Source organism: Cypionkella sp. TWP1-2-1b2 (genome assembly GCF_049896245.1).
Taxonomy (GTDB): domain Bacteria; phylum Pseudomonadota; class Alphaproteobacteria; order Rhodobacterales; family Rhodobacteraceae; genus Cypionkella.
Genome location: NZ_JAFCTX010000039.1, coordinates 15,064 through 29,133, shown reverse-complemented (window position 1 = coordinate 29,133; position 14,070 = coordinate 15,064). Strand labels below are relative to the sequence as shown.

Annotated in this window: 11 protein-coding genes and 2 pseudogenes (1 of these 13 only partly in view); 6 read left to right on the top strand and 7 right to left on the bottom strand. The window is 56.3% G+C overall.

Annotated elements, in window-relative coordinates; all coding sequences use genetic code 11:
• Positions 1 to 1,202: 1,202 nt before the first annotated feature.
• Genes ACP7AP_RS19865 through ACP7AP_RS19850 form a run of 4 tightly spaced genes read right to left on the bottom strand, consistent with a single transcriptional unit; the run spans position 1,203 to position 5,393 of the window.
• Positions 1,203 to 2,132: an NAD-dependent epimerase/dehydratase family protein gene (locus tag ACP7AP_RS19865; RefSeq protein WP_426036973.1), complete on the bottom strand. Its 930-nt coding sequence runs from the start codon at positions 2,130 to 2,132 to the stop codon at positions 1,203 to 1,205.
• The gene (locus ACP7AP_RS19860) at positions 2,129 to 3,361 is read right to left on the bottom strand and encodes a glycosyltransferase family 4 protein (RefSeq protein ID WP_426036971.1); all 1,233 of its coding nucleotides are present in this window, start codon (positions 3,359 to 3,361) and stop codon (positions 2,129 to 2,131) included. The genes ACP7AP_RS19865 and ACP7AP_RS19860 overlap by 4 nt, the downstream gene beginning before the upstream one ends.
• A 1-nt stretch (position 3,362) precedes the next feature.
• Entirely contained in the window at positions 3,363 to 4,322 is a 960-nt protein-coding gene (locus tag ACP7AP_RS19855) for a glycosyltransferase family A protein (protein ID WP_426036969.1), read from the bottom strand.
• 21 nt (positions 4,323 to 4,343) lie between these two features.
• Positions 4,344 to 5,393 carry a hypothetical protein gene (locus ACP7AP_RS19850; protein ID WP_426036967.1) on the bottom strand — a complete coding sequence of 350 codons (1,050 nt, stop codon included), beginning with the start codon at positions 5,391 to 5,393 and terminating at the stop codon, positions 4,344 to 4,346.
• Between the two features lie 186 nt (positions 5,394 to 5,579).
• Between ACP7AP_RS19850 and ACP7AP_RS19845 the strand changes: the two genes are divergently transcribed.
• The gene (locus tag ACP7AP_RS19845; RefSeq protein WP_426036965.1) at positions 5,580 to 6,497 is read left to right on the top strand and encodes a glycosyltransferase; all 918 of its coding nucleotides are present in this window, start codon (positions 5,580 to 5,582) and stop codon (positions 6,495 to 6,497) included.
• A 23-nt stretch (positions 6,498 to 6,520) separates the two neighbouring features.
• Here ACP7AP_RS19845 and ACP7AP_RS19840 read toward each other — a convergent pair whose 3' ends face one another.
• Complete coding sequence (locus ACP7AP_RS19840) at positions 6,521 to 7,933, bottom strand: mannose-1-phosphate guanylyltransferase/mannose-6-phosphate isomerase (RefSeq protein WP_426036963.1); 1,413 nt, start codon at positions 7,931 to 7,933, stop codon at positions 6,521 to 6,523.
• A 267-nt stretch (positions 7,934 to 8,200) separates the two neighbouring features.
• Here ACP7AP_RS19840 and ACP7AP_RS19835 point away from each other — a divergent pair, with 267 nt between their 5' ends.
• From ACP7AP_RS19835 to ACP7AP_RS19825, 3 genes are all read left to right on the top strand, one after another.
• Complete coding sequence (locus ACP7AP_RS19835) at positions 8,201 to 8,473, top strand: recombinase family protein (protein ID WP_426036961.1); 273 nt, start codon at positions 8,201 to 8,203, stop codon at positions 8,471 to 8,473.
• An 81-nt stretch (positions 8,474 to 8,554) separates the two neighbouring features.
• Positions 8,555 to 8,794: a FitA-like ribbon-helix-helix domain-containing protein gene (locus ACP7AP_RS19830; protein ID WP_426036959.1), complete on the top strand. Its 240-nt coding sequence runs from the start codon at positions 8,555 to 8,557 to the stop codon at positions 8,792 to 8,794.
• Positions 8,791 to 9,222 (top strand): type II toxin-antitoxin system VapC family toxin, encoded by a 432-nt coding sequence (locus ACP7AP_RS19825; RefSeq protein WP_426036957.1) that lies wholly within the window; start codon positions 8,791 to 8,793, stop codon positions 9,220 to 9,222. Before ACP7AP_RS19830 ends, ACP7AP_RS19825 begins: the two co-directional genes overlap by 4 nt.
• A 433-nt stretch (positions 9,223 to 9,655) precedes the next feature.
• On the opposite strand, the pseudogene ACP7AP_RS19820 reads toward ACP7AP_RS19825, so the two are convergent.
• Positions 9,656 to 10,681 (bottom strand): annotated as a pseudogene (locus ACP7AP_RS19820) (IS110 family transposase); the annotation flags it as partial.
• 112 nt (positions 10,682 to 10,793) lie between these two features.
• Positions 10,794 to 11,543 (bottom strand): annotated as a pseudogene (locus ACP7AP_RS19815) (IS5 family transposase).
• A 195-nt stretch (positions 11,544 to 11,738) separates the two neighbouring features.
• Here ACP7AP_RS19815 and ACP7AP_RS19810 point away from each other — a divergent pair.
• Positions 11,739 to 12,383 carry a VPLPA-CTERM sorting domain-containing protein gene (locus ACP7AP_RS19810; protein WP_426036955.1) on the top strand — a complete coding sequence of 215 codons (645 nt, stop codon included), beginning with the start codon at positions 11,739 to 11,741 and terminating at the stop codon, positions 12,381 to 12,383.
• Positions 12,384 to 12,607: 224 nt separating this feature from the next.
• A protein-coding gene (locus ACP7AP_RS19805; RefSeq protein ID WP_426036953.1) for a calcium-binding protein crosses the window boundary here: on the top strand, positions 12,608 to 14,070 show its 5' portion. Its footprint extends 613 nt past the window's final position; 1,463 of the gene's 2,076 nt are visible here — the first part of the coding sequence; it begins with the start codon at positions 12,608 to 12,610; its stop codon lies off the right edge, out of view.

Sequence of the window (14,070 nt, the reverse complement as noted above, 5' to 3'; positions counted from 1 at the left end):
GCGGCGCTGACAGCATCAAGACCAGATTGAAGCGCAACGGACCGCGCAGCCTCCGTCTCATAGGCCAGCAGAAGCTCTTGCGCCCGCAAAGCCTGTGCGTCACGCGCGGCGCTGACAGCATCAAGACCCGATTGCAGCACAACTGACCGTGCAGCCTCGGTCTCATAGGCCAGCAGAAGCTCTTGCGCCCGCAAAGCCTGCGCGTCCCGCTCAGCGCTGACATCATCAAGACCCGATTGCAGCACAACTGACCGTGCAGCCTCGGTCTCATAGGCCTGCAGAAGCTCTTGCGCCCGCAAAGCCTGTGCATCGCGGTCTTGCTTTAGATTCCACAGTTCGCGCACTAACACCGTAGATATTTCCTTCTGCAACTGGCCATCGCCCAGAACATCCGGCCATATTTTGAAATGCTGGGCATTTTGCAGATGGGTCAACGCCTCGCGCTGAAGGATTTCCGTGATCTGACCCGTGGCCCGGCATTGTTGCAGCAGCCCATACCAGCGCTGCACAACGGCATCGCCATTCTGTGGCGTTTGCGTGACAAGCCCTGGCTCGTAGATATGCAATTCTTCAGGAGCAGCGCTATCGGTAAATCTCGCCAACCGTGCCAAGGCAGCCTGAGGAACGCTGGTCCAATCTTCAAAATAGCTCAGCACAGTGCTGTCAGGCTTGGCATCACGCAATGCTGTGGCGGTGTAGAGCAACCATAGCAATCGTCCGGCTTCCACTGGAATAGCGTCACGGCGCAGCAGCGATTGTGCTACATCCCAAGAATTGCGCAGACAGATAATCGTACGCAACGTCACGCCCAATGTCGCGGCAGCCTCGTACCACAACGGTAGGAACAGCGACATTCGTGGATCTTTGATCGCGATTGCTTTTGCCACCCCCTGTTTTGCGAGGCGTGTCTGCAAAATTTCGATAATCCGACCCCGCGTGCGCGCCGCAGGCGCAGAGGTCAGCCAGTCGTCGGGTAAAGGTAAAAGATGTTGAAACGCGCCCCAAGGCCGATCAAAATCGCTTAATAGTTGATCATGCAGCGCCACGACTTCGGTAGCTTCCCAATAACCAAGCTGGTTATAAGCGTTCCCCGGCAAAAGATCATCGCCAGACGCCAAACCTAGTTGGCCAAGTGCTTGCATCGTCAGCGAGGTGCCCGACCTATGCATTCCGATAACAACAACAATTTGCTGGGACGCCACCTAAGCGCCTCCTTCCACCCGATCGCGCTGATCAAGAGCGGCGGTCAGCTCGGCCATAATGTCAGTCAGGTTACGTTTGGGTCGCCAGCCAAATAGATCTGCTGCGCGTTGATTGCACAATACATTAAACTGCACCGCCGGCCGCACGCTGGGGTGCAGTCGCACATCGGCACGCACTCCCAGATATTCAGCACAACGGTCTATCACCTCAAGAATACTAAGCCCGGCTCCAGAGGAAGCATTCACCACGGCATTATGCCCCTGCGAGCCGATCACCATCAAAACAAGTTCGGCCAAGTCTGTCGCCGCGAAATAGTCACGCACAGCAGAGCCATCACCTTGCACCACAATTGGTAAATCCGAACGCAAATGATGCAGCACTGTAGTAACCAACCCATGCGCACCTACACTGGCTAATTGGTGCTTGCCAATGGGGTTGGACGGCCGAATGATGCTAAAGCGCCGCCCGTCGCCCTGCCATATCATCGGCAGCGCGGACTCAATGCACAGTTTGCCAAAGCCATAGGCATCTGATGGTAAGCGGGCGTCATCCTCGAAAATAGGGACGGCCGAGGCACGGTCACCGTAAATCGCGCCACCTGATGACAGATAAATCACGTGCTGGACGTTAGTAGCTTTCAACTGTTCTAGCAGTTGCAACTGCGGTGTGACATTTTGTGCAAACTCACGCAGCGGCGTGTTTCCGGGCGAGTTAGGCCTGCTTGCCGATGCTGCTAGCACCAGTGTCTTAATCCCAGAAAAATTGGCCGGCTCAAAAGAGTCATTCAGGCTATAACGCGTGTAGTTCACACCCGCCTGTAACACCATCGGAATTTCGCGCTGATACGCCCGTGCCGGCAACGCCAGATCCACCAATTGGTCAAGAATACTTCGGCCGATGAAGCCATTGCTCCCAATGACGCCAATCATCCTTTTAACTCGCTCATCAGTTCTACAAAACGGTCTGCCTGTTCTTCCCAACTGGAAGCTTGGGCAAGTTGATATGCAGCTTCAGCCCGCGCGTGACGCCCCGTGTCATCGCGCATGGCTGCAAGAATGACTTCCGCCATACCATCAGGGTCTAATGGCGCATAATAGGCGGCCTCATCAGGCAAAAGCCACCGTGCGGAGGGGCTGTCATTCATCACCACCGGGCACTTACACGCCGCCAACTCCAACGGTAGCAGCGACAGGTTGGTCCCTGACAGAACAAGCGCCAGATCGCATTGCGAATAGAGGTCGGGCAGCTCTACCAGCGATAACTCGCCTGCATTCAAATGGTTATAGGGAAAGTTAAACGATCCCACATCACCACCTGCAAAAATCACTGCAGCATGCGGAGCCTGCTCGCAAACCTTTGCAAGTGCCGCCATGCCCAATTCAAACAGGCGTCTGCGGGAGACATGTCGCGAATAGAACAGGATGTTAAAATTCGGCTGTGCACGACGTTCTTGCGGGAAATAATGGCCATGTTCGCAGGAAAACGACACTGATCCGCAGCGCATCCCGTAATCGCGTGACAGTGTATCCGACAACCAACTGCCAGCCGTAATCGCCTTAAGCCCCAGCTTGTAGGTGTTTTCGGCCAAAAAGTACTCGGAAGAAATCGCGTGAAAGAAAGGCTCGAAATCTTGCACGAAATAGAATTTTTCAAGGCTGGCCTGATGATGTGCGACCCAATAGGCTGTCTGCCAGCCCGTCGCCAAGGTAACCTCGGAGGGCGCAAAGCCCGCAACGCCAAGTGCAATTTCGGCGTTCAGTGGAAAATACCACGCTTCGATCGCCGTGCGGGCTGCTGCGGAATCAGCCCAATCATAGGGCGGCAAAATGACCAAGCGTTGCTTATAGCCTCGCGTCGACAACATATTGATAAAGCGGAATATATTAAGGTGTCCACCGGAACCAAAGCCGAAATTCGGGATCACCCATTGCAGCGTTTTCGCCTCAATCTGTGCCAAATCAGCAGGATCTCCATGCGGACGGCCCAAGAAAGAGTTATAATACCCAATCACATCAATCTTATGATTAGCCGATGCTGGCACAAATACCGTGTCCACCGGCTTGGGCCCGTCAATCATCCGCCGGATTGAGGTCTTAACCGCGGCCTTCAAACCATTGGCCTTGGTATAACGCCAGAATTTCTGCAAATTATTGTTCATATTACAGCGCCTTGATCCACTCATCGAGGGAGATCCGGTTCTCGATCCATTTTGGCAACGCTTTGCGGCAGCCAAGGTAATGGCCCAATGGCCGGGTAAAGCTTTCAAACATCCGTGATACAGTTTTCAACGGATGGCTACGCCACCAGCCATTTTTCAATGCATTGCCAATGTCGCGCTGAAACAGATAAGCGGTCGAGAGGGCCAGATTACGCGGCGATGTACACAGATCGTAGCCGAAAAGTTTATTGAAGGCGCGCGATTCATCAAAGCTGCGACATAGGGTCTGCCACGGACCGAACGCGTGCGAATGGCGCACCACCGAATCTTGTGCGAAAGCCTTCTTGAACCCGGCTTCAACAATCGTTTTTGCCCAAATCTGATCCTCGGCGAACTGTACATCGGGATAGGGATGCTGCTGCCAGATACGTCGGGGCATCGCAGAGGCATTATCTGAATAGTAATGATAGACCTGCCGCAGCCCTAAATCGCGGTCATAAGCGGCCCGGTCTGCAATCTGCACCATGGCAAAATTGCCCAAGCCCCGAAAGTGTTCCTGCAACTCCCAAGTGATGAACGGATCGGCGCCAATATGGGCGATGTGACGCGAAAACACCCCCGCCACCTGATGGTCAGCGCGCAGGGGCGCGAGCAGCCGCGCCAGCCACTGCTCATCGTTGGGAATGGCATCATGGGTTAGAAACGCAAGATACTCTGAACTGGCTAGGCTGGCTGCGTAGTTGCGGGTGCGTCCGTGACCAAACTCTGCCGCAGGGATGCGCACCAGTCGAAACCCATGCGCCTCGGCGATGGCATCCGAGCCATCCTTTGAGCCGCTGTCGATGCAGATCACCTCGACCGGGGCATCATAAACCTGCTGTTCCAACGCATCGCAGACATCTTTAAAATAGGGCAGACCATTCTTGACTGGAATGATGACCGTTACGCTATTGGGAGTCATGGCTGAGTCATGCGTTGCACATTAGATGACAGCATAGAACCGGAGGGCCAATTTAAAGCGCACATTGGACTCTAGTGGGCCAAAAGCAATGGCACTGGCTTGGCCACTGGTTTGCACCAGATAGCGGTTTTTACCAAGCTGCACGGGCGGGCGAGCGCAATGTCCAGGAAAGTATTCACCAGTAAAGTTAAAATAGATCCGCAGTGGATCGGTTTCAACAGCCATAGTTCCACCGTGATCAAATTCAATTTCAAGTATAAATTGTTTGGGCAAGTTTTCTGCAGTTTTTGGTGTATAAATCAAACGTGGCGACACTTTTTCATGTTGGATCCAACCTGTAGCGTCACGCACATTATCAGTTTCAACCATTGACAACTCGTCATCGGAAACCAGCGTTTCGCTTGCGGGCGATACCGCAAAGAAATGCTCGGGTAAATTGACATAGCCATGGCCATCGCCTGTCATCATGCCTATGGCTCGATCATGCAAATCTTCAGTTAACTCTATTCCTACGAAGGCGGCGATGCTTTCGACGGTTAGCAATTTCATTGTAGCATTTTGTACAGCGCGCTCGTAGTTCAACATCAAAATAGGGGCTTTAGTTTTTCGCATCAAGTCAAAAATTGCGTTTTGATACGTCATGATGCGATCCATCACCCCTAAGGGCGCACCGGCGCCACGCTGCAACCAACTGTCGATGATAGCGACAGGATTACGATACACGACAATGTAGAATGGATTGCGCAAATGGGTTTCGTAGAAATCCAACATCATTGACGCTTTGGGCACTTTAAATCCCCACACGGCTTCCTGAGAGTTGCGGATTTTAATCCGATTTTGTAGACGGTCTTGCTCGTCAGTCAAAAATAAGGGATCTTCATGATTGAGGCCCGCGCGCTGTCCCATACTAATGCCAAGAGCACGCACAACACCCGCCGCCATAGATGTACCACCGCGTTCTACCCCCAGCACAACGATGGTGCGTTGGACCGCAATATTGGCAGAACCATTTAGGATTAGAATAGAGTTCTTCTTCGCGGTTGCAAGGCTAGGCTTATTCATGGATACCATACTTATCGCTACTGCACAGACTTTTGTGCATTTGTTGATGTGGTGCTTACTGGGGCCACAGGTCGACGACGTCAAGTCAAGGCGCTAAGAATGAGCAAAAAACTCTGCCTGCACAGGAAAAAGCATCGAAAATAGGCGCTTTCAAACACCTTCTTAGGAGAATTTCCACTGACCAAAGTCACCATTTTGTTAGCCCTGTACAACGGAGCCCTCCACCTCCGGGACCAGCTTGATAGCTTTCTCGCCCAATCTCAACCAGACTGGGCGCTATCTGTCGGCGATGACGGCTCGACCGACAGTGGCCCACAGATCGTGCAATACTATGCCGCGCGCGCCAAGGCAGGGCAAATCACCGTAACGGCGGGGCCGCAGCGCGGCGGGGCTGCAAATTTTCTATCGCTTTTGTCATTGGTTCCGGCTGATCAATCCTACACCTGCTTTAGCGATCAGGATGATGTCTGGCTGCCCCACAAACTATCTCGCGCGATCTTGCAGATAGAAGCGGCAGCCACCAATGGGCCGATCTGCTATTTTAGCCGCACCCTAATCTGCCGTGAAGATCTGTCCAACCCACGACTTTCACGGCCACAGTCGCGCCTGCTTGGATTTCGCAATGCGCTGGTGCAAAACGTTGTCGCGGGCAATACAATCATGGTGAATGCTGAGGCCCTCGCGGTGCTGCAGGCGGCTTATGCTGATCTCAATGGCGCTGAAACCGTGCTTCTGCATGATTGGTGGGTTTATCAGATTCTCAGCGGCGTGGGTGCGACGTTCATAGCGGATGATATGCCCAGCTTGCTGTATCGCCAGCATGGTGGCAACCAAATTGGCGCCAATGACGGACTGCGCGCGAAGATCATGCGGCTTGGCATGATGGTGCGAGGAACCTACGCCGTGTGGAATCAGCAAAATCTTGCCGCGATCCGTCCCGCGCTGCACCGCTTTACCCAAGAAAATCGGCAAGTTTTCCATAGGTTTGAAAGGGCCCGGCAAGCTAAGCGTTGTTGGACAAGAATGTCTGGACTGCGGGCCAGCCAAGTCTATCGTCAAGGACGGCTATCGCATCTGGCTTTATATTGCGCAGCGTTGATCAACCGTATATGATGATACCGCACCGCTTGCTGCGCTTATTTTCGCGCGTATATATCTTCATAGCGGATGATGTCATCTTCGCCGAGATAGTTTCCGGTCTGTACCTCGATCAGCACCATCGGCACCCGACCGGGGTTTTCCATCCGGTGCACCGCACCCAGCGGGATATAAGCTGACTGGTTTTCGCTCAGAAGCTGCACCTTGTCATCCACCGTGACCTTTGCTGTGCCCGCCACCACGATCCAATGTTCCGACCGATGCACATGGCTTTGCAACGACAGCGCGGCTCCGGGATGCACATGGATGCGCTTGACCTGAAAGCGCTCGGCCAACACCAGCGTTTCATACCAGCCCCAGGGGCGGTGATCTTTCGGGAATTGCACCGCTTGTTTAGCTTGGCGCGCTTTCAGCAACGTCACCGCCTGCTTGACGTTTTGGCTGTCGGACATATCGGCGACAATCACCGCATCGCGCATCGCCACCGCGACGATATTCTTCAAACCAATGCCGACCAGCTCGATATCGTCAGATTCCGCGCGCAGCAGCGAGTTCTCGCAATCAAGCGCGGTGACATGGCCAAAGCTGGCGTTGCCCGCGCTATCTTGCGGGCTTTCTTGCCAGACCGATTGCCAGCCGCCCAGATCGCTCCAGCCACCCTCAAAGCGCACGAGGCTGACATTGCGGGCATGCTCCAGCACCGCAAAATCAATCGAGTCTTCCGGCACTTTTTCCCAAGCCACCGGATCAATCCGGGTAAAGCCCAGATCAAGCTCGGCCGCCAGCATCGCCGGGCGCGTGGCTGCCAGAATAGCGGGCGCATGGGTGGCAAAAGCCGCAATCAGCACCGAGGCCCGCACCAGCACCACGCCCGCGTTCCACATATGCCGTGGGTCGGCGAACAACTGGGCCGCGCGCACAGCATCCGGCTTTTCAATGAACCGCGCCAGCTGCTGCACGCCGGGGAAGGTGGCCTCCCCCGCCTCAAGCCAACCATAGCCGGTCTCGGCCCGCGTGGCCTGAATGCCGAAAATCACGATCTGCCCGGCCTCTGCCGCGACACGGCCCAAGGCCACCGCCGCGCGAAACGTCGCAGGATCCGCAATGGCGTGATCAGTGGGGGTCAACAGCAGTAAAGCCTGCGGGTCTTGGCCTGCCAGATACAAAGCCGCGGCGAGGGCTGCGGGGCCAGTGTTGCGCGCCTCGGGCTCGATCAGGATCGCGGCAGGGGCAATGCCACAGCCGCTTAGCTGATCCGTGACGATAAAGCGAAACTCATGCCCTGTGACCACCAAGGGGGCTGCAAACCCCGGCCCGCTGAACCGCTGCGCACTGGCTTGCAACAGGCTTTGATCGCCCAAAATCGCGCTGAACTGTTTGGGGAAACTTTTGCGCGACAACGGCCACAGCCGGGTGCCCGAGCCGCCACACAAAAGAACCGGGGTGATCATATGCAAACCCTTACGCGCCAGATCGGCGAAACCGCAGATCGGTTAAACCACAGTTTTTACACACAGAGTAGGGCTCTTGTGTGCGGCAGGTTTTGATCTTTCGCGAAAGGCCATCCGTTCCCGGAGCGGCGCCGACCGGGGGTTGAATCCATCAGGCCTCAGCCGCCGACGGCGGAAAAACCCGGACCGGGCAGGCGCTCGACCGTCACCAGCGCCGTCAAGCGGCGTCTCTCCTCGCCTTCCGTATCGAGGCGGGCGCGTAGATCGATGACCATTCCCGCGCGGTCGCCGGATACCGCCGGGCGGCTGGTGTTCCATGTGTTCGCTTCTATCGCCCAGTTTGAGCGGGAGCAGATTTCTGAAAGAACCAAGGAAGGACTGGAGGTCGCTAGGAAGCGAGGGCGGGTTGGGGGCAGGCTCTCTGCCCTTTCGCCTGCACAGCGCGTCGAAGTTAAGCGGATGCGCGACGAGGAACTGCGGCCCCTGCCAGAGATCGCGCAGTTGTTCCGGGTCAGCGCCAAGACAGTCCGCCGAGTGTGAGTGGTTTATCCAGAGCGAATATAATGATTGATATCATAACACATTGATGATATCAATGCGACCTGCAACAGGAGCAACGCCATGCCGCAGATTATCGTCCGCCAGCTACCCGATGAAGTTCACCGTGCCTTGAAAGCGCGGGCAAGCGAGCACGGTCGCAGCACCGAGGCCGAGGCCCGCGACATCATCGCCCACGCCGTTTTGCCCAGTACCCGACCCAAGGCCGGCGATCTATTGTGCGGCATTTGGAAGGGCGCAGATGTTTCCTGCGTGACATTCGAGCGTGACAAGACCCCACACAAGCCTATGAGCTTTGAATGATTGTTCTCGACACGAACGTGGTGTCGGAAACCATGCGGACGGTGCCAAATGCGGCTGTGGTGGCGTGGCTGAACGGGCAGGATATTCAGACGCTCTATCTGACCGCAGTTAGCCTTGCCGAGTTGCGTTTTGGCTTAGCTCGGCTGGATGAAGGTCGGACCAAGGCCGACCTGTCTATGCGGCTGAACATGATGCTGGAACAGGTGTTTCAGGGGCGGATTATTCCCTTCACAGCGGCGACTTCCCAAACCTTCGCTGATCGTATGGCTATTGCGCGGCGCAATGGTCTTGCGGTGGGCTTTCAGGACGGGATGATAGCAGCCAGTGTCGCTGCAAGCGGTTTTGCCATAGCAACACGGGACACTAGCCCTTTCGAAGCAATGGGCCTTCCAGTGATCAATCCTTGGGGCGATGTGGCGGTTTTATAATATCGGCTGCGAGCGGTGGCAGCACCCTGCCCGAGACAGCGCCGTTTTTTAGGGTCAGCGTGAAAACAGGCAGGCGCGCCTGCCTGTTCAGAAATTCAGAGCTATTATTTATAGACTTAGGCTCAGGACTTCGGTAACGGGGTCATCCCAGTCAAGCGGTTTTGCACATGCGGGATGCGCCGCCGAACTGCGGTTTTTGTCGGCTTAGGAAGTGATCTGCTTTCCTGTTCGGCAGCCTTCCGCTGAGGTCGACCCGGGTGCATGCTTCGGTCCGTGGTCGGCGCGATGGCCGCCAACATGATGCTGGTTCAATGCAATTCCGATGTGCCCATCTCATTGGCGTGCTCGATGTGATCGGCATCAGTCCTGAGCACGGCATCATCGGAACCGCGTCCCGTGGGGACCTCGAAGGCCCGCGATCAGGCGGGCAGCCGGCATGAATCACCGGACTATCGAAGCGGAAGTCGATGTCATCCTTCCACATGCGGTGCAGGATCACGGCGATACGCCGCGCCAGCGCAACCATCGCACGCTTGGCACCACGACGGCGCGCAAGTTTTGCGGCCCAGGTTCGCAACCAGCTCGCCCGTCCACGATGCATCATGGCCGTGGCAGCCTGACACAGCGCGCGTCGAAGGTTGACGTCGCCCGCCTTGGTGATACCGCCCGAGATGTCTCGCTCGCCCGACTGGTTTCGAGAGGGAGTCAGGCCGACCCATGGCCCGACCTTCTTCGAGGAAGTGAATTGGTCTGGATCGTCGACCGCAGATCGATAGGTCAGTGCTACAACAGCGCCAATCCCGGGCATCGACATCAACCGGCGGCAGACCGGATCTTCCTGCGCGCGTTGCCGGACATGGCGTTCAAGGCCCGCCAACTCTCGCCGCAGCGCCGACCGCGCGCTGAGCATGGGTTCGGTTGCCGCTTCCAGCATCGGATTACCTGCCGCCAGTTCGCGGATACGCTGTTCGAATCGGCCACGTGATATGGTGCCGACCTTGAGGCCGAAGTTCCGAAGTAGCCCGCGCAGTGACATCTCCAGTGTGATGAACCCTTGTTGCACAGCCTTGCGGGCGCTGAGCACAGCGCGAACCTCCTGTGCAGACACCGATTTGCAGTGAACCGGCCGGAACCAGCCGAGGTGCAGCAGACGCGCGATACCTTCGGCATCACGCCGGTCCGTCTTGATCGGCATGGCCTTCAGAGCGCCTTTTACTTGCCGCGTTTCCATCAGCACGACAGGTTGTCCTGCCACTGATAACCCGCAATGCAACCACTGCGACAAGGGGCCAGCCTCGAGCCCGACGGCAGCGATTGCGCCGTCCTGATCGTTGATCCAGCGCAACAGCGCCTCGGGCTCGCTCGCCACCTGCACCTCCTTCACGATCTTGCCATGCTCGCTGAGCACGCAGATCGCGGTCTTCTCCAGCGACACATCCAGTCCGACAAACAGCTTCATCCCGCAGTCCTCCCTGTGGATCCGATACGGGAATGGCGCCAGCTTGCCCTCGATTCTGCAACGTTAACTGGCGAGTCGCGGCGCAGGCCCCGTTACGGCATCTCATTGATCGTCAAAGCCAGAACAAGACGGTTGCTGCAAGAGCGACGGCGGAGAGGAAGACTTTTGGACATCTGTCATAACGTGTTGCCACCCGCCGCCAGTCTTTGAGACGGCCCAACATAATCTCAATCCGACTGCGGCGTTTGTATCGGCGTTTATCGTATTTGACCGGCTTCGCGCGTGACTTCCGGCCGGGGACGCAAGGCGTGATCCCCTTGTTTTTCAGGGCGTCTCGGAACCAGTCGGCGTCATAACCTCGGTCAGCCAGCAGCCACGTCGCTTTGGGTAGGCTGCCCAGTAGTGCCGCAGCGCCGGTGTAATCGCTGACCTGACCTGCGGTCATGAAGAAGCGGATCGGTCTGCCGTTTTCGTCAGTGACGGCATGCAGTTTGGTATTCATGCCACCTTTGGTTCGGCCAATCAGACGACCGCGCCCCCTTTTTCACCCCTAGACTTGAAGCCGTGCGGTGCGCCTTGAGATAGGTCGCGTCGATCATCACCGTCTTTGGGACCGCCGCCTCGGAGGCCAACCCTTCCATCATCCGGGCAAAGACGCCCATGTCGCCCCATCGCTTCCAACGGTTGTAAAGCGTCTTCGCCGGGCCGTATTCCTTCGGCGCGTCAGACCAACGCAAGCCATTGCGATTGATGAAGATAATGCCGCTCAAGACCCGTCGACCCGCGGTACCCCGTGGCTCTTGGGAAAGAAGGGTTTAAGTCGAGCCATCTGCTCGTCCGTCAGCCGGTAAAGGTTGCTCATAGCTCAGTCTCCTTGCGGAGCCTGAATCACGGTTGCATTGCAAAATCAATAGGTCCTGACCCCAAGTCCGGGCCCCAAGCTATTGTTTGCAAAACGGAAACAAATGTTGCTCAATAACGGCTTGCAATTGTGGCAATAACATGTTTATTGTGAGGCGTTATGAATTGTAGATGTACAGGACAATCGGGGCCTCAAATGTTCAATACTATTAAAATACTCACGCTCTCCGCTGTACTGGCGACAACTTCCTTCGCGGCAAGTGCTGCTACTGTCTACTCCGCATCCACGATGGCAGGAGGGGCGGGTGGCATCGGACTGACGAACCCGGCGGGCAACGGCAGCATTTACGCTCTTGACGCCAATGCTTATCCTATCTTGGCTGGCCCCTACTTCAACGGTACCACCGACCCTGCCTCGCAGTGGGTGTGGGCCGCGCCGGATAGCCCAGCCCTCAGCCAAGCTCTTCAGTTTGTTTTCAGCTTTACGCTGGCGGCTCAAGACCTGGCGCGTGCGACGCTCACCGGTGTTTGGGCTGTCGACAATGAGGCCGACGTATACCTGAACGGCCACTTGATTGATCAGCTTCTGGGCGATGTAAGCAGCAGCTTCAATCAATTGCATGATCTTGCAGACTTGGGCTGGTTGCAGGCGGGTGAAAACGTCCTTAGTTTTGACGCCAGAAACATCGGCGGTGATCCTACCTCAGCCAACCCAGCGGCACTTCTGGCTTCGGTGAAGATTGATGTTGCACCGGTTCCATTGCCGGCCTCGCTGCCGTTGCTGGGCGGCGCTTTGGCTGCCTTTGGATTTGTCGCATCGCGCCGCAAGCGCAGCGTCTGATCAAAAAAGAATAATAATGAATGGGCCCCGATGGGGCCCATTTTTATGCGTGCTGAATGCTCCACCTTGTGTTGCGCCGGGTGGGAAAATTTGCGCTATCATCGCTTAATACAGATTGTATCTGTTGGTGAGACAATGCTGAAAACAGTGAATAACTCGCCTAATCCATTGAAATAAGTTGCTATTTGTGTAAGGTCACACTTGGTATTATTAAAGGTAAAAACATGGCCACTCCCACCCTTATCGACAGCAGTTTTCTGGTCAACGCAGTCACCGCAGGCGCGCAAAATCGCATCACTGCTGAAGGCATGGCAAATGGTCGCCTGTTTCTTGCCTATGACAGCCACAACGGCGCTACGGCGGCGGATTGGACGATTGTTGGTCAGGTGATGCCGGGGTCAGGAACCAGTTTGCCCGCCCCCTTTGTCATGCAGCCCAATGGATCGACGGGGCAGCCCTATTCGACGGTGGCGCAGCTTGCCGATGGTAATCTTCTGGTGGTTTGGGCCGATCAGTACGATAGCTCTGAGCGCGCTATTCATGCCAGTCTTTATACCTCCGCAGGTACGAAGTTAGGTAGCGACTTCCGTATCAATAACACCACAGCCGCCGGGGATCAGGCCTTTCCCGCTATAACGGCATTGAAGGATGGCGGGTTTGTCGCGGTTTGGACCGACACCAGCGCGTTGGGGGGCGATGCAAGCAGCTCTGGAATCAAAGCGCGGGTCTATGACGCAGGCTATAATCCGGGGGTAGAATTTCTCGTCAACACCACGACAGCCGGCGCGCAGATCGATCCGCATGTGACCACCTTGAGCGATGGCAGCTTTGCGGTCACATGGCTTGATACGGGGTCGACCGGGGCGAACCCCGGACAATTTGTCCAGTATGGGCGCATTTATTCGGCGTCTGGTGTCGCAATCTCGGCTGAAATTTCGCTGGATATCACCCGGGGCAGCATGCCTTCCGCGCCAGAGGTTTCGGCGCAAGTTGTCGGCCTTGCCAATGGCGACGTGGCCTTTGTCTGGGTGTCGAACGAGATATTTGGGGGCGATCTGAGCGGCAGTTCGATCCGCACCGCGATCTATTCGGCAACGGGAGGTTTGAAAGTTGCCGAGGTGCAGGTCAACACCGCAGCCAGCGGAGATCAGGATGCGCCGACAGCCGTCGCGCTGCGCGACGGCCGGTTCATGGTGGCATGGGTGGATGCCAGCGCCGAGCTTGGCAATGAGGTGATCCGCGCGCAAGTGATGAATGCGGATGGCACGAAATCTTTCAGCGAATTTTCTGCGCACGGCAGCAGTTTTAAAGGCGGCTCGACGCCCAATCTGACGGAAATGGCCGATGGCCGGGTATTTGTCAGCTGGTCGAACCCTGATGCCGGATTCGACGGCAGCGAAGCGTCCATTGTCGGACAGTACATTGATCCGCGTGTGGCAGGGATTGATCTGAGCGGCACAGCCGACGCCGACAGCTATCTTGGATCAGCATTTGCAGATACTATCAAGGGCTTTGAAGGCAACGACTCCCTTTACGGCGGCGACGGTAATGACTTTTTGTTTGGCGGGATTGGCAACGATTTGCTTGATGGCGGCGTGGGGGCAGATCGTGCCTACTTCACCGGTACGGCGGCGGTGACGGTCAACCTGTCTTCGACAGCGGCCCAAGTCACGGGCCAAGGAACCGA